Source organism: Paraburkholderia aromaticivorans (genome assembly GCF_002278075.1).
In the GTDB taxonomy this organism is placed as follows: Bacteria; Pseudomonadota; Gammaproteobacteria; order Burkholderiales; family Burkholderiaceae; genus Paraburkholderia; species Paraburkholderia aromaticivorans.
The window spans coordinates 586,619-611,074 of record NZ_CP022990.1 but is presented as its reverse complement, the minus strand read 5'-3'; the positions used below and the strand labels follow the sequence as shown (position 1 = coordinate 611,074).

24 protein-coding genes and 1 riboswitch are annotated in these 24,456 nt (G+C 64.8%); of the genes, 10 read left to right on the top strand and 14 right to left on the bottom strand.

Annotated elements, in window-relative coordinates:
• Positions 1-180: 180 nt before the first annotated feature.
• From CJU94_RS22485 to CJU94_RS22475, 3 genes are all read left to right on the top strand, one after another.
• On the top strand, positions 181-1,503 hold the full coding sequence (locus CJU94_RS22485; RefSeq protein WP_095420900.1) for a sugar efflux transporter: 1,323 nt from the start codon (positions 181-183) through the stop codon (positions 1,501-1,503).
• A gap of 390 nt (positions 1,504-1,893) precedes the next feature.
• A complete protein-coding gene (gnd, locus tag CJU94_RS22480; protein ID WP_095420899.1) occupies positions 1,894-2,931 on the top strand; it encodes a phosphogluconate dehydrogenase (NAD(+)-dependent, decarboxylating) in 1,038 nt (345 codons plus the stop codon).
• A gap of 15 nt (positions 2,932-2,946) precedes the next feature.
• Positions 2,947-3,639, top strand: a complete 693-nt coding sequence (locus CJU94_RS22475) for an HAD family hydrolase (protein WP_095420898.1) — start codon at positions 2,947-2,949, stop codon at positions 3,637-3,639.
• An 85-nt stretch (positions 3,640-3,724) separates the two neighbouring features.
• On the opposite strand, the gene CJU94_RS22470 is transcribed toward CJU94_RS22475, so the two are convergent.
• Complete coding sequence (locus CJU94_RS22470) at positions 3,725-4,261, bottom strand: ankyrin repeat domain-containing protein (protein WP_095420897.1); 537 nt, start codon at positions 4,259-4,261, stop codon at positions 3,725-3,727.
• A 124-nt stretch (positions 4,262-4,385) separates the two neighbouring features.
• Positions 4,386-4,511, bottom strand: a complete 126-nt coding sequence (locus tag CJU94_RS42280; protein WP_279636654.1) for a hypothetical protein — start codon at positions 4,509-4,511, stop codon at positions 4,386-4,388.
• Positions 4,512-4,944: 433 nt separating this feature from the next.
• On the opposite strand from CJU94_RS42280, the gene CJU94_RS22465 reads away from it, so the two are divergent.
• Positions 4,945-7,338, top strand: coding sequence for a phosphoketolase family protein (locus CJU94_RS22465; protein ID WP_095420896.1), 2,394 nt, complete (start codon positions 4,945-4,947; stop codon positions 7,336-7,338).
• Between the two features lie 13 nt (positions 7,339-7,351).
• On the top strand, positions 7,352-8,512 hold the full coding sequence (locus CJU94_RS22460; protein ID WP_095422744.1) for an acetate/propionate family kinase: 1,161 nt from the start codon (positions 7,352-7,354) through the stop codon (positions 8,510-8,512).
• A gap of 2 nt (positions 8,513-8,514) precedes the next feature.
• On the opposite strand, the gene CJU94_RS22455 is transcribed toward CJU94_RS22460, so the two are convergent.
• Positions 8,515-8,775, bottom strand: coding sequence for a BON domain-containing protein (locus CJU94_RS22455; RefSeq protein WP_095420895.1), 261 nt, complete (start codon positions 8,773-8,775; stop codon positions 8,515-8,517).
• Between the two features lie 182 nt (positions 8,776-8,957).
• On the bottom strand, positions 8,958-10,169 hold the full coding sequence (locus CJU94_RS22450) for a D-amino acid dehydrogenase (protein ID WP_095420894.1): 1,212 nt from the start codon (positions 10,167-10,169) through the stop codon (positions 8,958-8,960).
• Between the two features lie 183 nt (positions 10,170-10,352).
• Positions 10,353-10,446: riboswitch (glycine riboswitch) on the bottom strand.
• Between the two features lie 228 nt (positions 10,447-10,674).
• On the opposite strand from CJU94_RS22450, the gene CJU94_RS22445 reads away from it, so the two are divergent.
• Positions 10,675-11,307, top strand: coding sequence for a LysE family translocator (locus tag CJU94_RS22445; protein WP_095422743.1), 633 nt, complete (start codon positions 10,675-10,677; stop codon positions 11,305-11,307).
• Between the two features lie 15 nt (positions 11,308-11,322).
• Here the strand turns inward: CJU94_RS22445 and CJU94_RS22440 are convergent, their stop codons facing one another.
• Positions 11,323-12,555 carry an MFS transporter gene (locus CJU94_RS22440; protein ID WP_095420893.1) on the bottom strand — a complete coding sequence of 411 codons (1,233 nt, stop codon included), beginning with the start codon at positions 12,553-12,555 and terminating at the stop codon, positions 11,323-11,325.
• 302 nt (positions 12,556-12,857) lie between these two features.
• Between CJU94_RS22440 and CJU94_RS22435 the strand changes: the two genes are divergently transcribed.
• Positions 12,858-13,253 (top strand): PaaI family thioesterase, encoded by a 396-nt coding sequence (locus CJU94_RS22435; protein WP_095420892.1) that lies wholly within the window; start codon positions 12,858-12,860, stop codon positions 13,251-13,253.
• An 18-nt stretch (positions 13,254-13,271) separates the two neighbouring features.
• On the opposite strand, the gene CJU94_RS22430 is transcribed toward CJU94_RS22435, so the two are convergent.
• The 3 genes from CJU94_RS22430 to CJU94_RS22420 form a co-directional block, all read right to left on the bottom strand.
• Positions 13,272-13,799: a GNAT family N-acetyltransferase gene (locus CJU94_RS22430; RefSeq protein ID WP_095420891.1), complete on the bottom strand. Its 528-nt coding sequence runs from the start codon at positions 13,797-13,799 to the stop codon at positions 13,272-13,274.
• Between the two features lie 6 nt (positions 13,800-13,805).
• Positions 13,806-14,378, bottom strand: a complete 573-nt coding sequence (locus tag CJU94_RS22425; RefSeq protein ID WP_095420890.1) for a helix-turn-helix domain-containing protein — start codon at positions 14,376-14,378, stop codon at positions 13,806-13,808.
• Between the two features lie 106 nt (positions 14,379-14,484).
• Positions 14,485-15,057 (bottom strand): lipocalin family protein, encoded by a 573-nt coding sequence (locus CJU94_RS22420; protein WP_095420889.1) that lies wholly within the window; start codon positions 15,055-15,057, stop codon positions 14,485-14,487.
• 206 nt (positions 15,058-15,263) lie between these two features.
• Between CJU94_RS22420 and CJU94_RS22415 the strand changes: the two genes are divergently transcribed.
• Complete coding sequence (locus tag CJU94_RS22415) at positions 15,264-15,968, top strand: YceH family protein (protein ID WP_095420888.1); 705 nt, start codon at positions 15,264-15,266, stop codon at positions 15,966-15,968.
• Between the two features lie 2 nt (positions 15,969-15,970).
• On the opposite strand, the gene CJU94_RS22410 is transcribed toward CJU94_RS22415, so the two are convergent.
• The 6 genes from CJU94_RS22410 to CJU94_RS22385 form a co-directional block, all read right to left on the bottom strand.
• Positions 15,971-16,489, bottom strand: coding sequence for an SLATT domain-containing protein (locus CJU94_RS22410; RefSeq protein WP_095422742.1), 519 nt, complete (start codon positions 16,487-16,489; stop codon positions 15,971-15,973).
• Positions 16,490-16,620: 131 nt separating this feature from the next.
• Complete coding sequence (locus CJU94_RS22405; protein WP_095420887.1) at positions 16,621-17,886, bottom strand: acyl-CoA dehydrogenase family protein; 1,266 nt, start codon at positions 17,884-17,886, stop codon at positions 16,621-16,623.
• Between the two features lie 159 nt (positions 17,887-18,045).
• Positions 18,046-18,951 (bottom strand): ABC transporter permease, encoded by a 906-nt coding sequence (locus tag CJU94_RS22400; RefSeq protein ID WP_095420886.1) that lies wholly within the window; start codon positions 18,949-18,951, stop codon positions 18,046-18,048.
• A gap of 2 nt (positions 18,952-18,953) precedes the next feature.
• Positions 18,954-19,868: an ABC transporter permease gene (locus tag CJU94_RS22395; RefSeq protein WP_095420885.1), complete on the bottom strand. Its 915-nt coding sequence runs from the start codon at positions 19,866-19,868 to the stop codon at positions 18,954-18,956.
• 103 nt (positions 19,869-19,971) lie between these two features.
• Positions 19,972-21,267, bottom strand: coding sequence for an ABC transporter substrate-binding protein (locus tag CJU94_RS22390; protein ID WP_095422741.1), 1,296 nt, complete (start codon positions 21,265-21,267; stop codon positions 19,972-19,974).
• Positions 21,268-21,379: 112 nt separating this feature from the next.
• Positions 21,380-22,438: an ABC transporter ATP-binding protein gene (locus tag CJU94_RS22385; RefSeq protein WP_095420884.1), complete on the bottom strand. Its 1,059-nt coding sequence runs from the start codon at positions 22,436-22,438 to the stop codon at positions 21,380-21,382.
• A gap of 312 nt (positions 22,439-22,750) precedes the next feature.
• Here CJU94_RS22385 and CJU94_RS22380 point away from each other — a divergent pair, with 312 nt between their 5' ends.
• Entirely contained in the window at positions 22,751-23,716 is a 966-nt protein-coding gene (locus CJU94_RS22380) for a polysaccharide deacetylase family protein (protein WP_095420883.1), read from the top strand.
• Positions 23,713-24,447, top strand: a complete 735-nt coding sequence (locus CJU94_RS22375) for a GntR family transcriptional regulator (RefSeq protein ID WP_095420882.1) — start codon at positions 23,713-23,715, stop codon at positions 24,445-24,447. The genes CJU94_RS22380 and CJU94_RS22375 overlap by 4 nt, the downstream gene beginning before the upstream one ends.
• Positions 24,448-24,456: the final 9 nt, after the last annotated feature.

The following is a 24,456-nucleotide window of genomic DNA, read 5'->3' as shown; positions in this document are numbered from 1 at the left end:
CGCGCGTCGGGCACGCCGAAGCGCTTCACGCGCGGCGCAGGCGGCTCGCAATTTTGGGACGCGGTGGCGCGGGTTTACGCGCTCGCGAGCTAAGCCGATAATGCCCCGGTCGTTCCGGCCACGATGTGTGCGGTGCGCATTGCGCGTCGCACAGTCGCTTCTCCTGACCCACCGCCCCCTGTGTTGAACACCTCACGTTTTTTCGCCCTGCTACACATCCCCGGCTTCAAGCCGCTCGCCGCCGCGACCCTGATGCTCGGTGTGGCGATGTCGTTCACCGCTCCCTATCTTTCCCTGTTCGGCGTCGAGCGCGCCGGCATGACGCCGTTCAGGCTCGGCGTCTTCATGACGCTGATCGCGGCGAGCGGGGTGCTCGCCAGCACCTTCGCGGGCCGCTGGAGCGACGCGAGCGGACGGCACCGGCCTTTGTTGCTGGCGGCGCTGGTGGCGGCGGCGCTCGGCTATCTGTGTCTATGCGTGGTGCGTGACTACCGTCTGCTGCTGGTGGTCGGGATCGTCTTTATCGGCGCGGGCGGCTCGGCTATTTCGATGGTGTTCTCGTTCAGCCGCGCGGCGTTGCCGGTCGCCGACCCGGCGCAGCGCGTGTTCGCCAGCGCGACCTTGCGGACCATTCTGTCGGCGGCGTGGGTGTTCGGGCCGTCGGTGGGCGCGCTGGTGCTTGCCGCCAGCAGCTTCTACGGGCTCTTTCTGTTCGCCGCCGCCAGTTTTGGCGCCTGCGCGGCCGTCGTCTGGCGCATGCGGGAGCCGCAAGGCCACCTGGGCGACCACACGGTGGAAGACACGGCGTCCGAGCCGTCCGCCTCGATCACCGTGCCGCCGCTGACCGCGCCCGGCGAAGACGCGCACGAGGAACTGCCCGGTGTCGCCTCGGCCAACGACATCGGCCGCGCGGTCGCCGCGCTCACCTTGCTCGGCCTTGCCGCGAACGCCACCATGATCGTGCTGCCGCTTTACATCGTGCATGGGCTGAACGGCACGCATCTGGACGTGTCGGTGATGCTCGGGCTCGGCGCATTGATGGAAATTCCGATGATGCTCGCGCTCGGCGCGAAGTCCTCGGCGCTGCACAAGCCGAACTGGCTGGGCGCGTGTGCCGCGGTGCATGCGGTGTATTTCGCCGGCATGTCGCTGGCGGGGAACGTCGAGGTGCTGATCCCGATGCAGATGCTCAACGCGTTCGTCGTCGCGGTGACCTCGTGCCTCGGCATGACGTATGTGCAGGATCTGATGCCGCACGCGCCGGGGCGCGCCACCGCGCTCTTCTTCAACGCGGCGCGGGTCGGCTCGATTCTCTCGGGCGTGTTGTCGGGTTTGCTGGTGCAGGCGTTCGGCTATCGCGGCACGTTCATGTTTTGCGGCTTGCTGGCGTTGTGCGCGCTGGTGCTCTTCGCCGTGCCGGGCGATCGTTATCCGGCGATGTGGCGGGCCGTGAAACGTTTTGTGCGGTCACAATACGCGAGGCTTCAGGCCCGGCGGCGCTAGCAATTCACACCTGCGCGAGGCCGCCCGAGCCGGTGCAGGCGCCACCGTCTTGCGGCTGCGGCGCCGAAGTGTAAGAAGACCGTAGCCGAATCGAAGGCCGAGCGAGCGCAACGCCGCTCTGCAGACATGCCAGGAACTTTACGCCGCGCAAAGTCTCTGCAAATAAGCGTATCGTCGTTCGATACGGGCTGTGGCGCGGCTTGATTGCAATCACGAGACATGCCGCGCGGCTGACGCGCGGTCGCTGCAAGCCGGAAAACGCAACGCCAGTAAAGTCAGTCATATGCGTTCGCCGCCGTCGCCGCTGAAACACTCAGCGAAACCGCAAACATTGCCGCAGTACAACGAAGCAAATCGAGCAGCGCAACGAGGCACTTTCCGGAGCGAGATATGCAGCTAGGCATGATTGGATTGGGACGCATGGGCGCCGACATGGTGCGGCGTCTGACGAAGGGCGGGCAGCAATGCATCGCTTACGACGTGCAGCCGGCGGCGGTGGACAGGCTGAAGCAGGACGGCGTCGCGGGCGCGGCGTCGCTGGAAGATCTGGTCGCGCAGCTCGAGAAACCGCGCGCAGTCTGGCTGATGGTGCCGGCCGCGGTGGTCGATATGACGCTGGAGAAACTCGTGCCCCTGCTGGAGCCCGGCGACATCGTGATAGACGGCGGCAATTCCTACTATCACGACGACATTCGCCGCGGCGCGGAGCTTGCCCAACGTCAGCTTCACTATGTGGACGTCGGCACGAGCGGCGGGGTGGCGGGGCGCGAGCGCGGCTACTGCCTGATGATCGGCGGCGAGCCGGAGATCGTGAAGCGGCTCGAACCGATTTTCTCGACGCTCGCGCCGGGCGCGGACGCCGCGCCGGCCACGCCGGGCCGCGCCAGCGGCACCAGCACCGCGGATCAGGGCTTCCTGCACTGCGGGCCGCGAGGCGCGGGGCACTTCGTCAAGATGGTCCACAACGGCATCGAGTACGGCATGATGGCCGCGTACGCCGAGGGGCTGAACATTTTGCGCCACGCGGATGCCGGCAAACAGGCGCGCGAGGCCGACGCCGAAACATCGCCGCTGCGCCGCCCCGAGTTGTACCAGTACGACCTGAATCTCGCCGATGTCACCGAAGTCTGGCGGCGCGGCAGCGTGATCGGATCATGGCTGCTCGATCTGATTGCCGGCTCGCTCGTCAGCGACGCCGACCTGAAGAACTACGCGGGGCGCGTATCCGATTCGGGCGAGGGCCGCTGGACCGTGGCGGCCGCGATCGACGAAGGCGTGCCCACGCCGGTGCTGAGCGCGGCGCTGTTCGCACGCTTCAGTTCGCGCGGCGAGGCGGATTTTGCGAACCGGGTGCTCTCGGCGATGCGGCATGATTTCGGCGGTCACGTCGAGAAAGCGGCCAATCCGTCCGACGGGCCCAAAGGCTGATTCCAGGGAGCCGCCATGCAAGCCGCTACCGCGACGCCGCACGATGTCGTGTTTCTGTTCGACTGCGATAACACCTTGCTGGACAACGACCATGTGCTCGAGGACCTGCGCGCGCACATGGTGAGGGAGTTCGGCGCACAGAACAGCACGCGCTACTGGGAAATCTTCGAGACCCTGCGCACGGAGCTCGGTTATGCCGACTACCTCGGCGCGTTGCAACGGTATCGTCTGGAGCAGCCGCGCGACACGCGGCTCCTGATGATGTCGTCGTTCCTGATCGAATATCCGTTCGCGAACCGCCTGTATCCGGGCGCGCTGGATGCGCTGCGGCATCTGCGCGCGCACGGTCCCACGGTCATTCTCTCCGACGGCGACGTGGTGTTCCAGCCGCGCAAGATTGCCCGTTCGGGGCTATGGGATGAAGTCGAAGGGCGGGTGCTGATCTACATCCACAAGGAGTTGATGCTCGACCAGGTGATGGAGTGCTATCCCGCCCGCCACTATGTGATGGTGGACGACAAGCTGCGGATTCTGACCGCCATGAAACGGGCCTGGGGCGCGAGGCTGACGACGGTCTTTCCCCGCCAGGGGCACTACGCGTTCGATCCGAAAGAGATCTCCAGCAATCCGCCGGCGGATGTGACAGTGGAGCGCATCGGGGATCTGGTGGAGATCGACGTGGAGTGGCTGTTGGCGGACAAAGGCTAGCGTTGTTCGCGGCGCTTGCGAGCCTCTGTTGCAGGGTGTCCGCACGCACAGAGGCACACGCGCCGCGAGCGAGCCGTGCTCCAACTCAGGAACCGAGCGCCTTCAGGCGCGCTTGCGCATCGCCGGCACCCATGCGGCCGGCCGCATCTAGCGCCGTCACGCCGTTCGTATCGCGGGCTTGCGGGTCCGCGCCATGCGCGATCAGCAAGTCCATGATCGCCGTGCGATTGAACATCGCGGCGATCATCAACGCGGTGCGTCCGTCCGGCGACGCGCCTTCGACATCCGCGCCGTGCGCGAGCAAGGTTTCGATCACGCTGTCGAAGCCCTTGAAGGCCGCGCCCGCAATCGGCGTCTGTCCGTTGTCGTTGCGCAGATTGGGATCGGCGCCGTGCTCGAGCAGCGTGCGTACGGCTTGCGCGTGACCATGGTAGCTGGCGAGCATGACGAGACTGTCGCCCTTGTCGTTGCGCAAATTCGGCGGCACGCCTTTTTCGATCACCGCCGCGAGCATGGCGGCGTCGCCGCGCCGCGCGAGGTCGAAGACCTGCTGCGCCAGTTCGAGCAACTCCGGATCGACGGGTTGGCCGGAGGGCGGGGAAGTATCAGCGTGGTCCGTCAATGGCCTCTCCTTGCAATGAAGCCGGGCGCCGTCCGTCTCGCAAACGCGGGACGACACATGCAAAGGCGCCGGCAAGATCGTTCAGGATACACATTTTGCGCCGGCCACGCCCGCGCGGGGCTGCTCAGCCGTGGCCGAACAGCTTGACCAGCAAGCCGAACACGCCGATCAGGACAGCGACACCCGCGAACAGCAGCACGAATGTGATAACGAGGATCAATGGTGCTTTGAAGCGGCTGGGTGTCGGCATGATCGAGTGGTCGGTTAAGGAAGGCGAGCGAAGCGGAATGCGTCAGATGTGGTCCGCGCTCCGCCGTAGTGCACGCGGCATGACGAGCTTAAACGCATTCACTTAATGTGCGCTTAAGTCTAGCGTATGCGGCGCGAGGCCGAGTGCCCGGAATCCAGGCCGACATGTGTTGGCTCAAGCGATGGACGAATGCGTAGAACCATGCGGCGCGCTTCCTGTCACACTGCGTGACGTGCGCCGGGTATCGGCGCAAAGCGCTGCATGAAAAGTCGCATCGGAGCTGCTGTAAAGGGCCCTGACCGCTACGCCTGCGTTATGTCATGCGCATGACGAGACGGCCGGCAGTGCCGATTTTTGCGCGCCGGCTCTATCGCGAACCACATCGCCGCCGCACCCGCTAACCCGCCTGACAGTCCTTTCAAGGAGTGACGCCGTGGCTGAAGCAACCTCCCGTCCTACGCCGCCGCAAACCCTCGACGCCGATACGTTGCGCAACATGGATCGCTACTGGCACGCCTGCAACTACCTTTCGGCCGGCATGATCTATCTGCGCGACAATCCGCTGCTGCGCGAACCGCTCAAACCCGAACACATCAAGAACCGTCTGCTGGGGCATTGGGGCTCCGACCCGGGGCAGAGTTTTCTGCTCGTGCATCTGAACCGGCTGATCAACAAGCTCGATCTGAATGTGATCTACGTGGCCGGTCCCGGTCATGGCGCGCCGGCCACGCTGGCGCATTGCTATCTGGAAGGTCATTACTCGGAAATCTACCCCGACCGCAGCGAAGACGCCGCCGGCATGCAGCGCTTTTTCCGGCAGTTCTCGTTTCCCGGCGGCATCGGCTCGCATTGCACGCCCGAGACGCCCGGCTCGATTCACGAAGGCGGGGAACTCGGCTATAGCCTCTCGCACGGCTACGGCGCCGCGTTCGACAACCCCGAGCTGATCGTCGCGGTCATGATCGGCGACGGCGAAGCGGAAACCGGTCCGCTCGCCACCTCGTGGCACTCGAACAAATTCCTCAATCCGATCCGTGACGGCGCGGTGTTGCCGGTGCTGCATCTGAACGGCTACAAGATCGCCAATCCGACCATTCTCGCGCGCATTCCCCGCGAGGAGCTCGAAGCCTTGCTGACCGGCTACGGCCACAAGCCGTATTTCGTCGAAGGCGACGATCCCGACGTCATGCATCAGCAGATGGCGGCGACACTGGAGCAGTGCATCGGCGAAATCCGCGCGATCCAGCAGCATGCGCGCGCGAGCAACGACGCGACGCGGCCGCGCTGGCCGATGATCGTGCTGCGTTCGCCGAAAGGCTGGACCGGCCCGAAGGAAGTCGACGGCCACAAGGTGGAAGGCTCGTGGCGCGCGCATCAGGTGCCGGTGCTCGATCCGGTCACGAACAGCAAGAGCCTGAAGCTGGTGGAAAGCTGGCTGCGCAGCTACGCGCCCGAGTCGCTGTTCGACGAAGCAGGGCGCCTCGTGCCGGAGCTGCGCGAACTCGCGCCGAAGGGCGCGCGCCGCATCAGCGCCAATCCGCATGCGAACGGCGGCTTGCTGTGCAAGACGCTCGACATGCCGCCGTTTGGCGATTACGCGGTCGCGGTGAAAAAACCGGCCGGCGCTTATACGTCGCCGACCGAGGTGCTCGGCAAATTCCTGTGCGACGTAATGCGCAGGAACATGACGAACTTTCGCGTGTTCGGCCCCGACGAAACCGCCAGCAACAAGCTGACCGCGATCTATGAAGCGTCCGAAAAGACCTGGCTCGCGCAAACCCAGCCGGGCGACGCGGACGGCGGCGAACTCGCGGTGGACGGCCGCGTGATGGAAATGCTCAGCGAACATACGCTCGAAGGCTGGTTCGAAGGTTACGTGCTGACCGGCCGGCACGGTTTGTTCGCCACGTACGAAGCATTCGTCCACGTGATCGATTCCATGTTCAACCAGCACGCCAAGTGGCTGGAGAAGGCGAAACGCGATCTCGGCTGGCGGCAGCCGGTGCCGTCGATCAACTTGCTGATCACCTCGCTCGTGTGGCGCCAGGATCACAACGGCTTTACGCACCAGGACCCCGGCTTTCTGGATGTCGTCACCAATAAAAGCCCGGACGTGGTGCGTATTTATCTGCCGCCGGACGCGAACTGCCTGCTGAGCGTCGCCGATCATTGTTTGCGCTCGCGCGACTACGTCAATGTGATCGTCGCCGACAAGCAGCCGCATTTGCAGTATCTCGACATGGACGCGGCGGTCACGCATTGCACCAAGGGCATCGGCATCTGGGACTGGGCGTCGACGGATCAGGGCGTCGAGCCCGATGTGGTGATGGCCTGCGCAGGCGACATCGCGACCATGGAGGCGCTCGCCGCCGTGCAGATTCTGAAGGAGCGTTTCCCCGACCTGAAGATCCGCTTTGTCAACGTGGTCGACCTGTTCCGGTTGATGCCGGAGCACGCGCATCCGCACGGCCTGTCCGACCGCGACTTCGACTCGTTGTTTACCGCGGCCAAGCCGGTGATTTTCAATTTCCACTCGTATGCTTCGCTGGTTCACAAGCTGACCTACAACCGCACGAACCACGACAACCTGCATGTGCACGGCTATCACGAGAAGGGCAACATCAACACGCCGCTCGAACTGGCGATCATCAACCAGGTCGACCGCTTCTCGCTGGCCATCGACGTGATCGATCGCGTGCCGAAGCTGCGGGGTGTCGGCGACCACGCGAAGGAATGGTTGCGTGGGCAGATCATCGAGCACCTGGCGTATGCGCATGCCGAGGGTATCGACCGGGAAGAGATCCGCAACTGGACGTGGAAAGGTTGAGCGAGACATGATCATGCGCGCTCCAGACGATGCTGACGATCCAACCATTCTGGTGTTGAACAGCGGTTCGTCGTCGCTGAAATTCGGGCTGTTCAGGCTCGCGGGCGGTGACGAAACGCTCTTGCTGGAAGGCAGCGCGGAAGGCATTGGCCGCGGCGACGGCAGTTTGCGGATCAAGGCGCCCGATGGCCGCTTGCTGCTGCAGCGGGAGCATGAACTGGAATCGCAGACCGATGCGCTGCAAAAGCTCGCGCAGGTCCTCGCGCAACAGCATCATGCGCGGCCTTCGGCGGTGGGGCATCGGGTGGTGCATGGCGGGCCGCACCTGCGCACGCATCAGCGGATTACCGCCGACCTGCGCCGTCAGTTGCACGACGCCGTGCACTTTGCGCCGTTGCATATTCCGCCGGCGCTTGCGTTGATCGACGAGGCCGAAACCATTTTCGCCGATGCACCGCACTTCGCCTGCTTCGACACGGCGTTTCACGCCACGCTGCCGCCGCGCGCGGCGCAACTCGCGTTGCCGCGCCGTTATGCGCAGGCCGGTGTAATGCGCTACGGTTTTCACGGGCTATCGTACGAATCGCTGGTGACGCGGCTCGGCGCCGACTTGCCGGCGCGCGCCGTGTTCGCGCACCTCGGCAACGGTTCGAGCGTGTGCGCGTTGCGCGACGGCCAGTCGGTCGATACCTCGATGGGCCTGACGCCGACCGGCGGCGTGCCGATGGGCACGCGCAGCGGCGATCTCGACCCGGGCGTGCTGCTCTATCTGATGCGCGTGGAGAAACTCGATGCCGGCGCGTTGGAGACGTTGCTGAATCGCGAGAGCGGACTTGCCGGCTACGCGGCTGGCGAGAGCGATATGCAGGCGCTGGAAAGACGCGCTGCGGCGGGCGATCCGAACGCGTCGCTCGCGCTCGATGCGTTCGCGACCGCCGTGCGCAAGACGATCGGCGGCTATGCGGCGTTGCTGGGCGGAATCGATTTGCTGGTGTTCACCGGCGGGATTGGCGAGCACAGCCAGGAGATCCGCAGGCGCGTATGCGACGGGCTCGCTTTCATGGGGCTGACGGAAAACGATCCGGCGGGCAAGGTGAGGGCGATTCACACCGAAGAGGAAAAGCAGATCGCGCGGCATTGCCGCGCGCTGTTGCGGCAATCCGATGCGGGCTGACTTCACTCGGGCTTGATGACGGTGTGATCCGAAATGCCTGTTACGCCGAACAGGCGCGTGACGTCTTCGAGTGCCGCGGTGCGTTGCTCATCGCACTGCAACTCGCCGCGCAGCGTGATGCGGCCGCGCGAGACGTGAACCTTCACGGCGTGTTCAGGCACTGCGGCGTCCCAGGCGAGACGCCGCGTCGCCTCCACGGCGATCTGCGCATCGCTCAGGCGGGTGTTGTCTGCCTCGAGTCTGGCGGCGCGGGCGTGCGGCATGGGTTCTCCACCGAAGTAACACGGATGGAAGAACACTAGCAGAAGTGGAGAATCTGGCATGGTTTGGCGGCGGCGGTGTCGAGCCACCGCCGCCGCCCGAACGCCCGCAGCACGGGGATTTCAAATTTGGCGGCGGCTCGTGATGCCGAGCCGCCGCCGTCGGCGAAACCCCGAGGGCACGCCTACTGAATCGCGCCCGCCAGCGCCTGCGCCGTCGCGGCCGACAACGTCCAGCCCAAATGCCCGTGGCCGGTGTTGTAGAACACGCCGCGCCGTTTTCCGCGTCCCACCTTGGGCAACATGCTCGGCAACATCGGCCGCAAGCCAGCCCAGGGAATCACGCGCGAGGTCGACACCTCGGGGAAATGACGCCGTGTCCAGTCCACCAGCGGCGCGATCCGGTCCGAGCGGATATCCCGGTTAAAACCGTTGATCTCCGCCGTGCCGGCCACGCGAAAACGATCCGCGCCCAGCCGGCTCGTGACGATCTTCGCGCTATCGTCGAGCAGGCTCACCCAGGGTGCGCGCTGCTGGCTGATGTCGTCGTCGAGACAGACCGTGATCGAATAGCCTTTCACCGGGTAGATGTTCACGTGGTCGCCCAACATGGCCGCAAAATCGCGGCTCTTCACGCCGGCGCACACGACGATCCGCTCGAACGCGAAACGCTGCGATTCGCCCTCGAGATTGACCAGCAGCGAAAAACGGCCCTCGGCGGGCTGTTCGATCGACGTGATCTCGGCATCGTAATGAAATTCGACGCCGTGCCGCATGCACGCCAGGGCGAGCCCGCGCGTGAACTTATGAATATCGCCGGTCGAATCGGACGGCGTGAAAAAACCGCCGTAAAAGTCGCCCTGCAACGTGGGCTCGATGCCATGCAGCTCGCTCGCCGTCACCGCGCTGCGGTCAAGGCCGCCTTCGCGCAACAGTTCGTTCACCTTGCCCGCGGCGTCGAATTCCTTGCGGGTCTTGTAGATGTGCAGAATGCCGCGCCGTTCGAGATCGAAGTCGATGCCCTCGGTCTCGGCAATCGAAAACAGATGCTCGCGCGCCGCGATCGCGAGCCGCACGGTTTCGACCGTGTTGGCCCGATAGTGCGGAATCTGCCGCAGGAATTCGCCCATCCACGAGTACTTGTGCCAGGTGGGCGCGGGATTGAGCAGCAGCGGGGCGTCGCGCGTGAGCATCCAGCGCAGGCCCTTCATGACGGTGGCCGCACTGTTCCAGACTTCGGCATTGCTGGCGGACAATTGGCCGCCGTTGGCGAACGAGGTCTCCATGGCCGCATAGCGATGGCGTTCGAACACAGTGACGTGGTGGCCGCGCCGGGCGAGGGCGTGAGCGGTCGTGACGCCGGTAATGCCGGCGCCGATAATGGCGATTCGTGACATGTCATGGTCCAGAGTAGTTGAGCATCACCGGTGTCGATTTCGTGTCGAAACCGGCGTCGATGCCCCATCTGTCCATGTACCTGAGAGTTTCTTCCCCACCGCGGCCGGCCCGATATGAGCCGTGTGCGGGGAATCCCCTTCGGTGGGCGCACACGGTATGCCGATGCGCCGCTCTCCAGATGTTCCTGCTGCGCGGTCCTTTTGCCTGAGAGTTTCCGGGGCGGTTGCTCCGTCGGCGTCGTCACGAACCGCTGACGATCTCTCCCGCGCTGCATTGCAGAACGGCTCGACAATACCGTCCAAAATTAATCGCCGCAAGTGTTTCCTGCGGTGCGCCGCGCAAGAAACGCCCATCGGCGGCCCGACACGAGCAGAGCGCCGCGTCCGAAGATGAATGCCGCTCATACGCCCATGCGAATTATTCAAGCCGCCCGCGAGGCTGAAATCGCCGCCATCGGCTATATTTGGCGGCACCATCCGCCTTCCATTCGCAGAGGAGAATGCCGTGCCCGCCTTCACAACGCTGCTTGCCTTCGGTCTGGTCTCGCTCGGCATGGTGCTCACGCCCGGGCCGAACATGATCTATCTGATTTCGCGCTCGCTTTGCCAGGGGCGCCGCGCGGGTCTCATTTCGCTCGGCGGCGTTGCGCTCGGCTTTGTGTTCTACATGTTCTGCGCCGCCTTCGGCATTACCGCGCTGCTGTTGACCGTGCCCTACGCGTACGACGCATTGCGCTTCGGCGGCGCGCTCTATCTGCTGTACCTGGCGTGGCAGGCCGTCAAACCGGGCGGACGCTCGCCGTTCCAGGTGCGCGACCTGCCGCACGACAGCCGCCGCAAGCTCTTCACCATGGGCCTCGTCACCAACCTCGCGAATCCGAAGATCGCGGTGATGTACCTGTCGCTGCTGCCGCAGTTCATTTCGCCGGGGCACGGCAGCGTGCTCGCGCAGTCGATCGCGCTCGGCTGTGTGCAGATCGTCATCAGCGTGACCGTGAATGCGCTGATCGCGAGCATGGCGGGCTCGATTGCCGTGTTTCTCGCCGGGCGGCCGGTGTGGCTGCAGGTGCAGCGCTGGTTGATGGGCACCGTGCTCGCCGGACTCGCGGTGCGCATTGCGCTCGATCCGCGCCGCTGAGTTTTTGGCGGCGCGTTACCCGCCGCGCGCCGAAGCCGAACCCCTGAACACCCAGCCGTTGAACAGCGCCCCGCACAGCATCAACGCGCTGGTGATGAGAAACACCGACTGCATGCCGAAATGCGCGCCGACAAAGCCGCCCGCGAGCGGCCCGGTGACCTGTCCCGCGTAGTTCGCCGAAGTCGCGTAGCCGAGAATGTGGCCGGCGGAGCGGTCGGGCACGTTATGGCGGATCACGCTCGTCATGCACGGCAACAGGCCGGCCAGCGCAAGCCCCATCAGAAAGCGCAGCACCACGAGTTGCAAGCCGCTCGTGACGAATGCCTGCGGCACCAGCAGAGCCGCGCACATGCCGAGACACGCCACGATCACCCTGGGCGCGCCGATCCGGTCGGCCAGACGGCCCACGCGCGACGCCGCCAGCACGCTGCCCAGCGCCGAGGCCGACATCACGAAGCCCGACACCAGCGTGACATGGCTTGCGTCGTGCACCAACTGGCCGACATACACGGTGATGATCGGTTCGATCGACATATTGGCGAACATCAGCAAGCCTGAGGTGAACAGCATCGCCAGCACGGGGCGCAGGTCCGGCACGGTGGCCCAGCCGGTAGCCGCCTGCGCCTCGCGCGATGTGCGGCGCGTGCGCTCGAGCGGCTGCTCCTTGACGAGCAACGTGGTTGCGATGAAAGCGCAGAAGATCATCGCGCCGGCAATGAAAAACGTGTTGCGGATGCCGATCAGCGGCGGCAGCGCGCCGCCGACCAGCGGGCCGACGAGACTGCCGGCCATCACACCCGAGGCCAGCGTGCCGAGCGCCCAGCCGGTGCGTGCGCGCGGCGTCTGCGTGGCGATCATCACGGTCGCGCCCGACGCATAGCCGCCCACGAGACCCGCCAGAAAACGCAGTGCCACCAGCTGCCAGACATTCTGCGCGAGCCCGAGCAAGGACATTACGATGGCCATGCCGAGGCTCGCGCGAATCAGGATCAGCTTGCGGCCGTAGCGGTCGGCCATGCGCCCCCACAGCGGCGACACCAGCGCGGCGGCGAGGAACGTTGCGCCGAACGCGACGCTGGACCATTGCACGGCGGCCGCGGCGGACTGCACGCCGAGCTGCTGCACATAGAGCGGCAGGAAGGGCAGCAGCAGGGTCATCGCGACGATGGTCGTGAACGAGCCGAACAGGCAGACATAGAGATTGCGCTGCCAGTGCGGCGCGCCGTCGGCGGGAGTGGCTGAACTCATCGAGGCAGGAAGGGAAGCGCAACGCTCAGAGATCGGGCCGCAAGCGCGGCGAAAAGACGATTGTGCCCGAGCGCGGGCAATCGGGCCGTTCGAGTGGGCGCAAGTGCGGCCGAACGCAGGTCGTCGATTAACGAGGCGGTAACGAGCCGGACGGACACGCGGCTCTACGCCTCGACGCCGGGCAGGGCGACGCCCAACCATGAACGCTAGTATGCTGACTGCTCGTCACCGGGCGGGCGCTCCGCGCATCCCGCATCGCTGTTCTCGAACACAACGAACACAGTGAACACAAAGGCAGCCCCATGTCCGACCTTCCCATCGACAACCCGTTTCTCGAATCGCTCGGCGTTCGCCTCACGCAATGGCGCGACGGTTACGCCGAACTGGTCATGCCGATCGATGCGAGCAAGCTCAATCGCCAGGGCGTGCTGCAAGGCGGCGCGATTGCGACGCTGCTCGATGCGTCGGCGGGTTATGCGGGCATCTTCGCGCCGCGCGGCGCCCCGGCGCGGCATGCATTTACGCTGTCGCTGACCACCAACTATCTGGACAAGGGACTCGGTGAATCGGTCACCGCGAAGGGTTTTCTGGAGCGCGCGGGCCGCTCGATCTTCTTCTCGCGCAGCGAGGCGTGGGTGGACGGCAAGCTGCTGATCGCCAGCGCGCAGGGCACGTTCAAGTATTCGCGCGCGGCTTGACGCGCGGCCGCGCTCCGTTCAGAGCGGCTTGTACATGATGGTGGTCGCGTCGAACGCATGGGTGTGCGTGTCACGCGCATATCCCGGGATCACGCCCGCGGTCCGGTAACCCAGTCCGGTGTAAAGCGGCTCGGCGCGGTCGCCGGTGCGGGTGTCGAGCGTGAGCAGGCTGCGCTGCAACCCAAGCGCATGGCGTTCGAGTTCGATCATCAAGGCCCGCGCAATGCCCTGACGGCGAAAGGCCGGATGGACCAGAAGTTTGCGCACCTCGGCGCGATGCCGCTGATTCGGCATCGTGTCGTAGTCCAGTTGCACGGTTCCCGCAAGCGCCTCGCCCTGACGCGCGACCAGCAGCACCAGGCCGCCGGCACGCAGTGAAGGCAGCACTTTGCCGCGCCAGAACGCTTCGCACGCTTCGACGCTACATGGCATCACAAAACCGACGCTGGCGCCGTCATGCACGCAAGCACCCAGCAGCGCGCCGAATTCGGGGAGATGGCGCACGAGGTCGTCGGCGCAGAACGGGGTGATGGTGGTCGCGCTCATGCTGGCTCACACGATGAAAAGAAGGTAGCGGGCCGCGCTGTGCGCGGGCGTGACGAACGCGCTGGGGCCGAACAGTTGATAGCGCAGGCAGTCGCCGGGTTGCAAGTCGTGGCGTTGGCCGTCGACGGTGATCTGCAGTTGCCCCTCGAGCAGGATCAGATGATGTTCGAGGCCGGGGCGCGGCGACGCGTCGTAGGCGATGCGCACGCCGGCTTCGAGTTCGCATTCGAGCGCTTCGCCGCTCAACGCCTGCGCGGGCGGCGACACGGAGCGCCGCCGGAAGCCGACGCTGGCGTCGGTCCAGAGCGGCTGGGCGTCGCGCGGCACGAGCGGCGCGAAGTCCTCCTCGACCATGTGCATGAGGCGCGACATCGGCAGGCCGTACGCGACGCAAAGCTTGCCGAGCACGCTCGCCGTCGGGCTCACGGCGGCGTTCTCGAGGCGTGACAGTGTGGCGCGGCTGACGCCGCTGAGTCTCGCGAGATCGTCGAGCGACCAGTTGCGTTCGGCGCGCAGCGCCCGCAGCCGCCGCGCGATGCGACGGTCGATGGCGTTATCGTCGTTGAATGCGTTTTCCATATTCGGGAAATTATCTCGAATATGGAACTGCGTCAACGAGAAAAAATCAGGTGAACGCGCGCGGCTCGAGTGTTCTTCGCGGTTTCAAGCGGCTACGGGAGTTCGTTTATTCGTGTCGGGTCATGCGCAGCATCGACGTGTCGTAACCCAGCGCGCGAACCCGTTCGATCAACGCGTCTTTCACGCCGGCGGAGGGCGTGGCCTCCCGCGTGAGGATCCACAGATAACGTCCGCTCGGTTCGCCGACGATCGACCAGCTGTAGTCGTCCGCGTGATCCAGCACCCAATAGTCGCCGAAGAAGAACGGTCCGAAGAACGACACTTTCAGCTTGGCATTGCCCGAGCCGGCCACCACCTTCGCGCGGCCCCTCGCGACATCCAGCGGTCCGTTCACGGCGCCTTGATGGCAACTGTTGACGACGTCGATCAGGCCGTCGTCGCGAGTGGCGTAGTCGGCGGTGGCGGCTTCGCAATCGCGCTCGAAGCGGTTTTCATAACGCGCCAGTTCATACCATCGGCCGAGATAGCGGCTCAGGTCCACGGGCTTGGCGGGCTCGGGCACGTGCGCGTTGCCGCTCTTGCCTGCCGGGCTGAGCGCGCAGGCGCCGAGCAGGCACACCGTGCCGACCACGAGTGAAATGGCGCTCAGGCGCAGGATCCGGTGACGGCGCAGGGGCATTGATCGACTCCATGAGTAAAGGGGTTTCCGGTGACAGCACGCCGTGTGCCAGATGGCCGCGCGCGCACCCGCCGCGGCTCAGATTCGTACACCGCCGCGGCCTGAGCCGTTTATCATAGTGCCCACCCACCAGAAAGCGCCGCCCGGCTGTGCAACGGTAAGGCAGTCATCCACGAGACCCGGCGGCTCATGCCGCGACATCATTCATGAATTCCACTCCCGACACTTCTCCCCGTTCTTCGATCCGCGCGTTGACCTTGCTTGAAGGACGCGTGCTCGGCGTGCTCGTCGAAAAGCAGCACACGGTGCCGGACAGCTATCCGCTTTCGCTCAACGCGCTGACGCTGGGCTGCAACCAGAAAACCGGCCGCGCGCCGGTCATGAACGCCACCGAGGCCGAGGTGCTGACCGCCGTCGACGGATTGAAGCGGCTTAGCCTCGTGATGGAGGGCAGCAGCAGCCGCGTGCCGCGCTTCGAACACAACATGAACCGCGTGCTGGGGTTGCCGAGCCAGTCGGCGGCGTTGCTCACCACGTTGCTGCTGCGCGGTCCGCAAACCGCCGCCGAGTTGCGCCTGAATAGCGCGCGTTTGCATGGCTTTGCCGACATCTCTTCGGTCGAGGCGTTTCTCGACGAACTCGCGGCCAACGACCCGCCGCGCGTCGTGAAACTGGCGCGCACGCCGGGCGAGCGCGAGAACCGCTGGACGCATCTTTTGTGCGGCGAGGTGAGTGCGAGCGAGTTGGCGCAGCCAGGCGCGGAAGACGACTCGGTGCCGCTGTCCGCGTTCGAGGCGGTCAAGGCCGAACAGAAGCGTCTCGCCGACGAAGTGAGCCGGCTTCAGACGGTAGTGCGCCGCATGGCCGCGGAGCTGGGTATCGATGTCGGAGATCTGACGGCCGGCGAATGAGTTCAGGCGTCGCGGCTGCGCTGCGTATCCGCGGACAGCGTGCGCTGCGTGCGATAGAACACGCGCGGCGGCACGTTGGGCGAATCTTCGGCTAGCCGGTCGAGTTCGTCGCGGATCGCGGTGAGATAGTGGCCGTCGCGCGCATCGGCATCGCCCGCAAAAACCGCTTCGAGCCTGCGACGCACCGCGCCATAGCGCGCGCCGGCGGCGCGATGTTTTTCGGCGCGCTCGGCATAGCGCAGGAAAGTCTGCAACGCGGTGGAGACCGCGGCCGCCACGCTCACGAAGCCGACAAAGATCCTGAGCTCCGGCGACACCGCGGTGGCATGCAGGGAGGCGAACACCGCGGTTCCCACGAACGCGGTCAAGGCGGTGGCGAGCCAGCCGACTTGGCGGTCGCGCGCCGACAGCAGGTCCGCCATGTCGTAATGACTCATCTGGGATTCGCGCGCACGCCGAATCCATTTCAGCAGAAGCTGGTTCTCGTCGACCGGAGGCTCGTAGGGAGGCAGATTCGTCATGGCGCTCATGAGGGCTGTTCGATTGCGCAAGCTTAGCGCATGCGCCTGTCGACACTGTGCCACATGAATGCGCGACATGAAGGCGGCGCGCCGCACGCCGTCGTCATCCCGCCGTCTCTAGCCCGCCGTCTCTATGCCGCTGCCGCGATCTCCGGCTGCCGCTCCACCCCGAAGCGCTCGTTATGCGCGTGGCCATTCAGATAGAAGTCACCGATCGCGGCCTCGCGAATGATCGCCGGATTGTGCGACGCCAGCACGCGCGCATTGCGCCAGTAGCGGTCGAAGCGGCGCGTCTCGCTGGTGGCCGATGCGCCGCCCACTTCGAACAGCAGCGTCGCCGCTTGCAGCGTCTGCTCGATGACGATTTGTTGCGCCTGGAACGTCTGAATGTCCAGGTGGATGTAGGTCTGCTCGTCGGTGCGGCCTTCCTGGCGCGCGACGGAGACTTCGTCGATGGCGCGCGCGAGCGACGTGCTGATGCTTTGCGTCGAATAGGCGAGGCTGGCGAGGCGGCCGACCACCCGTTGCACCAGCGGATTGTCGCGCGGACTCGACGCACCCGGCACACCGAAGGTGCGCGTTCTGGTTTGCGTGAACGCGACCGCATCGCGCAAGGCTGCCCGGCTGATCCCCGCGAGGTTCGCGACATGCAGCGCCTGATAGTAGGCCGTGAGCAGGCTGTTTCGACGCGGCTCGGCAGCGTTGTAGCGACGGTAGAGGTTATCGAGCGAGACCGGCACGCGAGTGAAGCGCGCCGTGCCGCTGCCCGTGAGCCGTTGCCCGAAACCGTCCCAGTCGTCGATACGTTCGAGGCCCGGCGTGTCGGCTTCGACGAGCACACGCACGTCGCTCGTGCCGTCGTGCGCGGTGACGTCGACCCAATCGGCGTACAGCGTGCCCGTGGTGTAGTACTTCTCGCCGTCGAGTTGCCACGCGCCATCCGTTTGCGTGAGACGCACGCTGTTGTTGGTGACGCCGGTGCGCTCGGACACCGCGCCCCCGACGATCTGCCCTTGCGCCACCCGCGTGAGCCAGCGCTCGCGCAGCGCGTCGTCGCCGTTTTCCAGCAGGGCTTCGATAAAGCCGCCGTGTACGCGCAGGATTTGCGGCAGATTCGAGTCCGCTTCGCCGAGACGGGTGACCAACGCGAAGAATTGCGCGAGCGAGATGCCTTCGCCGCCGTATTTTTTGGGCACGCGCAGGCGGGTGTAGCCCGCTTCACGCAGCCATTCCACTGGCGCGTAAGCGAGTTCGCGCTGCTGCTCGCGTTCGACCGCGCCTTGCGCAATACGGGCGAAGACGGGGGCGAAGCGGCGCGTCAGCGGATCGTCGCCGAAGAGTTGCGCGGCGTCGGCGATGCTGTGGTCTGAGTGGGTTGGCGATTCGACTGCGGACATGGGTTCTCCGGAACGAGGCGCGCGTGACGCGCAATCAGAGAACGGTAAGGGACGGGCACGGGTGCGGGCAACCAAGTATTTGGCCGATTCTTAGCAGCAGGAGTGAAATGCTCGCCGCAGCGTCCCGGCCGGGCAGAGCGCCCGGCACCGGCGCAACGCCTACGTCAATCCCGCCACCGCGCGCCGGCGCGCCAGCCATCGCACCGCGAGCAGGCACACGCCCATCACCGTCAGCGAGAGCACGGTCGTCATGGTGCCCAGTGCGTAGATCACCGGCGTGGTCACCGAGGTGGTGAGACCCTGAAGCTCGAGCGGCAAGGTGTTCTGATCGCCGATCGCTTGCGAGGTGCGGGCAATCTCGTCCCATGAGAGCGTGAAGCCGAACATGGCGACTCCTACCACCGAGGGGCCGATGATCGGCAGCACCACGTGCCGGAAACTTTGCCACGGCGTCGCGCCGAGATCGCGCGACGCTTCTTCGTAAGCCGGATTGAAGCGGTTGAACACCGCGAACATGACCAGCAAACCGAACGGCAGCGTCCACGTGAGATGCGCGCCGAGCGCGGAGGTGAAAAGGCCCATCGAGGTGGTGTAGCTGTCGGCGAAAGACTGATAGCCCCATGCCGAGGCGAAGTACTTCACGCCGTTATCGAGCAGGCGGAACGTCAAGCCGATGCCGAGCGAAACGATGATGGACGGCATGATCAGACTCGCAACGGACACGTAGAACACCGCTGTATCGCCACGAAATTTTCTGCGAAAGGCGAGGCCCGCCGCAACGGAAAACAGCACCGTCAGCACCGTGACGGCCGCCGCGAGCCGCACGGAGCGCCCGAACGCGGCCCAGATATCGACGTCGCCCACGCCGTCGCGCAGCACCGCGAACCAGTGCAGCGAGACGCCGCGCATGGGAAACGTGAGGCCGCCTTCAGGGCCTTGAAACGACAGAATGAAAATGGTGATCACCGGTCCGTACAGAAACAGCACGAACAGGCCGAACAGCAGCGCGAGCCAATAGAAGCTCGCTGGGCGATGCTCGCGGTGTTTGAGGCGAATGGCCTGCATCTTCACAGCTCCTTGCGAATGTCGACGACCCGCGTCAAACCCCACACGATCATCAGCACCACGGCGAGCAGAAGGATCGCGTTGGCCGCCGCGGCGGGAAATTGCAGGTAGCCGGTCTGCACCTGAATGATCTTGCCCACCGACGCGATCTGCTGGCCGCCCATCACGCCGACCGTCAGGAAGTCGCCCATCACGATCGTGATGACGAAGATCGAGCCGATCACGATGCCGGTTTTCGACAGCGGCAGCACCACGTCGCGCACCACTTGCCAGCCGCTCGCGCCGGCGTCGCGCGCGGCTTCGAGCAGCGACCGGTCGATGCGCATCATCGCGTTGAAAATCGGCACGATCATGAAGAACGTGTAGAGGTGAACGAACGCGAGCACCACCGAAAAATTCGAATACAGCAGCCATTCCAGCGGCTGGTCGATCAGATGCGCGCCGAGCAGCGCCTGATTGACGAGACCGTTGCGGCCGAGCAGCGGCATCCATGAAATCATCCGGATCACGTTCGAGGTCCAGAACGGAATCGTGCAGACGAGGAACAACACGGTCTGCATGCTCGTAGTGCGTACGTGAAACGCGAGGAAGTAGGCGATCGAAAAACCCAGCAGCAAGGTCACCGCCCACACGATCGCGCAAAACCTGAGCGTCGACCAGTAGGTCTTGACGGTGACGCAGACGTCCGTCATCGACGAACAGCCGTTGAAGATCGCCGCGTAATTCTTCAACGTGAACGCGGGGATGATCTGGTATTCGTTGAAGTCCCAGAAACTGACGATCAGCGTGATGACCAGCGGCACGATGAAAAACAGCAGGAAGGTCAGCGAAAGCGGCGCCGCCTGCAGCCATGCGGGCGCGCGGCGGTGTTTGACGGGCTTGTCCTGCGCGCGCGAGGGAAGGTCGATCGTTGCCATGGGCGTATTTCTAAGGAATGACTGTGCGTTCAGACAGGCGGTGACAGCCGGCGCGCCGGGCGCCGGCTGTCTTGTCGAACCATGGCGTCGGCCACGGAATCGATCAGGCCGCGATGAACTCGTTCCACTTCTGGACCATGTAGATGTTCTCGTCCATCACCGCGTTCCAGCAGGCAATCGCGCCCATGCGCTGGTTGTACGAGCCGCCGTCGCGCACGGTGCCGGCTTTTTCGAGCAGTTGGCCGTCCGGCGCCTTGATGTCTTGCGCGGCGGCCTTGCCTTCGATCCAGTAGTCCCACTCGTAAGGCTGCATGTGCGTCTTCGCGGTTTCGAGCACGCCCGGGTAATAGCCCTGGCGCATCAGATAGGCGCCTGCCCAGCCGTCCTGGAACCAGTTGACGAACTCATAGGCGGCGTCGAGCTTCTTGCCTTGCAGCGAACGCGGGAAACCGAAGCCCGAGGCCCACGAACGATAGCCTTCCTTGAGCGGCTGGAATTTGCACGCAATCCCCATGGTGCGGACCTTGGTGACGGCAGGCGACCACATCGACTGGATCACCACTTCGCCCGAGGCCATCAGGTTCACGCTTTCGTTGAAGTCCTTCCAGAACGCGCGGAACTGGCCGGCCCGTTTCGCTTCGATCAGAATCTTGATGGTCTGATCGATCTCGGCCTTGGTCATGTTGCCTTTGTCGCCGTATTTCACGTGACCCATCGCCTCGATCGCCATGGCCGAGTCCATGATGCCGATCGCGGGAATGTTCAGCAGCGCGGCCTTGCCCTTGAACTGCGGATTGAGCAGCTCCGCCCAACTGTCGATGGGCCGCTTGATCAGGTCGGGACGGATGCCGAGCGTATCGGCGTTGTAGGTGGTGGGAATCAGCGTCATCCACTCGGTCGGCGTGGCGGAGAATTGCGTGGAGCGCGCACCGGTGAGGAACATCACCTTCTTCGGCGCGGTGCCCTGATCGCCGATCTTCTTGCCGTTGACTTCACCGCGCGTGAGCACGGGCGTGATCCTGTCGGCGAGCTTGATGCGCTTCGCGTCCATGCCCGCCAGCGTGCCGGCCGGAATCAGCTTCTTGAGCGCGAAGTATTCAGTGTCGACAATGTCGAACGAGTTCGGCTGGGTGATGATGCGCTTGGCGACGTCGTCGGTGGTCACCGGCACATATTGAATCTCGATGCCGGTGTCTTCCTTGAATTTCTTAGCGATGTCGGCGCTCTGATTGACCGCCGTGCCGAGGTAGCGCAACGTGATTTTTTCCTGCGCGTGCACGTACGGAAAACCGGCAATGCCGGCCGCCGCCACCGCGCCCTTGATGAACGTGCGGCGCGACAGGCCTTTTTCCTTCCCATCCGTAGTGGCCGGTGCCGGGCTCTCGTTCGCTTCACTCATTGCTTTCTCCTCAGTTGACGTTGCGTTGACGTTCCATTGACGTTCGGTTCCCGCTTGTTCGACGTTGCGCGCACGGCCATGCCATGCCGCTTTCGTGCGCAAACTTCAGGACTCAGGCTGCGAGCGGATGCGCGTCCTGTTCGTTCCACCAGACCACCACGCGGGCCTCGGGACCGAGCCGCGCCGGATCGTAATCGCCGTCGCTCACGAGCGAGACCAACTCGGGCGAGCCGTCGAGCGGGTCGAGCGTCATGCGCAGATGCGTGCCCTGGTACTCGGCTTCGCGCACCGTGCAAGGCACGCCGCCAATGCGCGTCATGCCGTTATCGCCGCTGGCGTTCTGCACCGGCGTGATGCCATGCGGCACGACGCGCAGATGATCGGCGCGCACGGTAAACAGCCGGCCATTGGTGTTGAAGACGTTGTGACCGCCGAGAAAGCGCGCCACGAATTCGGTGCGCGGGCGGTTGAACACTTCATGCGGCGTGCCGCTCTGCTCGATACGGCCGTGGCTCATCACCACGACGAGATCGGCTAGCGCCATCGCTTCTTCCTGCGAATGCGTGACGTGCACGAAGGTGATGCCGAGTTCTTTCTGCCAGCGCTTGAGTTCGGCGCGCATCTGCACGCGCAGGAACGGATCGAGCGCCGAGAGCGGTTCATCGAGCAACAGGCAGCCCGGCTGGTTCAGCAGCGCGCGGGCAAGCGCGACGCGTTGCTGCTGGCCGCCGGAGAGCTGGGCCGGTTTGCGTTCGGCATACGCGGACATCGCGACCAGTTCCAGCAACTCGGCGGCGCGCTTGCGCCGCACATCCCTGGCAATGCCACGCATCTTCAGGCTGAACGCGACGTTGTCGAGCGCGCTCAGATGCGGGAACAGCGCATAGTTCTGAAACACCATGGCCGTGCCGCGAGCGGCCGGCTCGGCCCGCGTGACGTTGCGGCCGGCGATCAGAATGTCGCCTTCGGTGACGGATTCATGCCCGGCGATCATGCGCAAGGTCGAGGTCTTGCCGCATCCCGACGGCCCGAGCAGGCAGCAGTACTGGCCACCGGCAATGCGCAGATCGATCGCGTCGACGGCAAGCGAATCGCCATATTGCTTCGACACGTGCACCAGTTCGATATCGGCGGCTTTGGTTTCGAGCACCGTTGAAACAGGCTGGATCATGAAGAGGTGTCCTCGTGAACGGCGAAGAGCGGGGCGCACGAAAGTCGACGCGGCGCCTGAACGAACCCAGGCAAATGCAAGACATGTGCCATCCGTTGCATCGAGCCGTTCGATTGCCGACCGACCCGTGTGCGTAACGTCAACGAGTTGGCTCACATATTGCAAACGATCCGCTGCGTCGATCGTTAGCGATCCAGGTGAAATTTCCTGCGCGATCACGGTGCGTCTTCGGTCCGTCTCGGGGCATGAACCGGCCAACCCGGTTCATCCGTGGCGTCACCCGTCGCGTTTCCTCATCCACGGCTTCTTCAAATGAACGACACACGGAACATGCCAGCAGCAGAGAACCGCGCGCGCCAGTTGCTCGCCACGCACGGCCGCTTCGCGTACCGGCCGATCACCGACAGCGACGCCTATCGCTGGCCCGGCGATACCGGGCTCGCGGTCTATCTGGGCTTGAACATCGAACACTTTGCTTTCGGCGAGGGGCTCGGCGCGGCGCTCGGCCCGATCTCGCCGCAACCGGATGTGCTGAACCACAGTTGGCGGGAGTACGGCAATCGCGTCGGCGCGTGGCGCTGCATCGAACTGTTCGATCAACTGGACCTGCCGGCCGGCACGCTGATCAACACCGCGCTCTACGATCACTGTCCTGAACTGATCGAGGCCTGCGTGGCGCGCGGCGACGAACTGATCGGCCACGGCCACACCAACGCGCACCGGCAGAGCGATCTGGACGAAAACGGCGAACGTGAGCTGCTTCTGCATTGCCGCGAGCGAATCATCGAAGTGTCGGGCACGACGCCGCATGGCTGGCTTTCGCCGTGGATTTCAGAGTCCCGCCTGACACCCGATCTGCTCGCCGAAACCGGCTACCGCTATACGCTGAACTGGTGCCACGACGACCGCCCGGTGCGCATGGCCACGCGCGGTGGGCCGCTCTGGTCGATTCCCTATCCGCAGGAACTCAACGATTTGCCGATGATGGTAGGCCGTCATATGGACGGCCGCGCCTTCGCCGATATGATCATCGACCAGTTCGACGAGATGCTCGAACAGGCCAATCGTGGCGTGCAGCCGCAGGCGCTCGTCATGGGCATTGCGCTGCATCCGTATCTGGTGGGACAGCCGTATCGTTTGCGGCATTTGCGCCGTGCGCTTCAGCATATTGCCGCGGCGCGCGCGCGGGGCGACGTGTGGATCACCACGCCGGGCGCCATCGCGGACCATATGGATCGACTGGAGCGGGACGGCGTGGTGCGCCCGGCGGTTGCATGAACGCGAAAGCCGGCGCGGCCACCGCGAAGAAGGCCCGCAAGGACGAGGCGGATCTCGACGCGCGCATCTATCAGTCGATCTTCGACGGTGTGTTGAATCATCGTCTGACGCCCGGCATGAAGCTGCCGGAGCCCGAGTTGTGCCAGCTATTCGGCGTGGGCCGCGCGGTGGTGCGGCGCGTGCTGGAAAAGCTCGCGTACGACGGCATCGTCGTATTGCGGCCGAACAAGGGCGCGGTGATCGCCGAACCCACGCCCGAGGAAACGCGCGAGATCTTCGAAGCGCGGCGCTCCGTGGAACGGGTGCTGGTCGAGCTGGCCGTGCAGCGCGTGAAGGCTGCGGACATCAAGGCGTTGCGTCAACAGCTCGCGAGCGAGCATGAAGCGATGCATCGCTTCGATCAGCCTTCATGGGCGACGCTCGCCAGCGGCTTTCATATGCGCATCGCCGCGCTGGCGGGTAATTCGATCCTGCAGAACTATTTGAAGGAACTGGTCTCGCGCTGCTCGCTGATCGTGGGCGTGTATGAACCGCCTGGACATGCGCCGTGCGAGCACGCGGAACATGCGGCGATTGTCGATTGCATCGAGGCGCGCGATGCGGCCGGCGCGATCGCGCATATGGAAGCGCATCTGCGCGATATCGAAGAACGGATCGAAACCTCGCGGATGCGGGGAGAAAAGAGCCTCGGCCAGTTGCTCGGCATTACCGCATCCGTCACGCCCAACTAGGCAACCGAC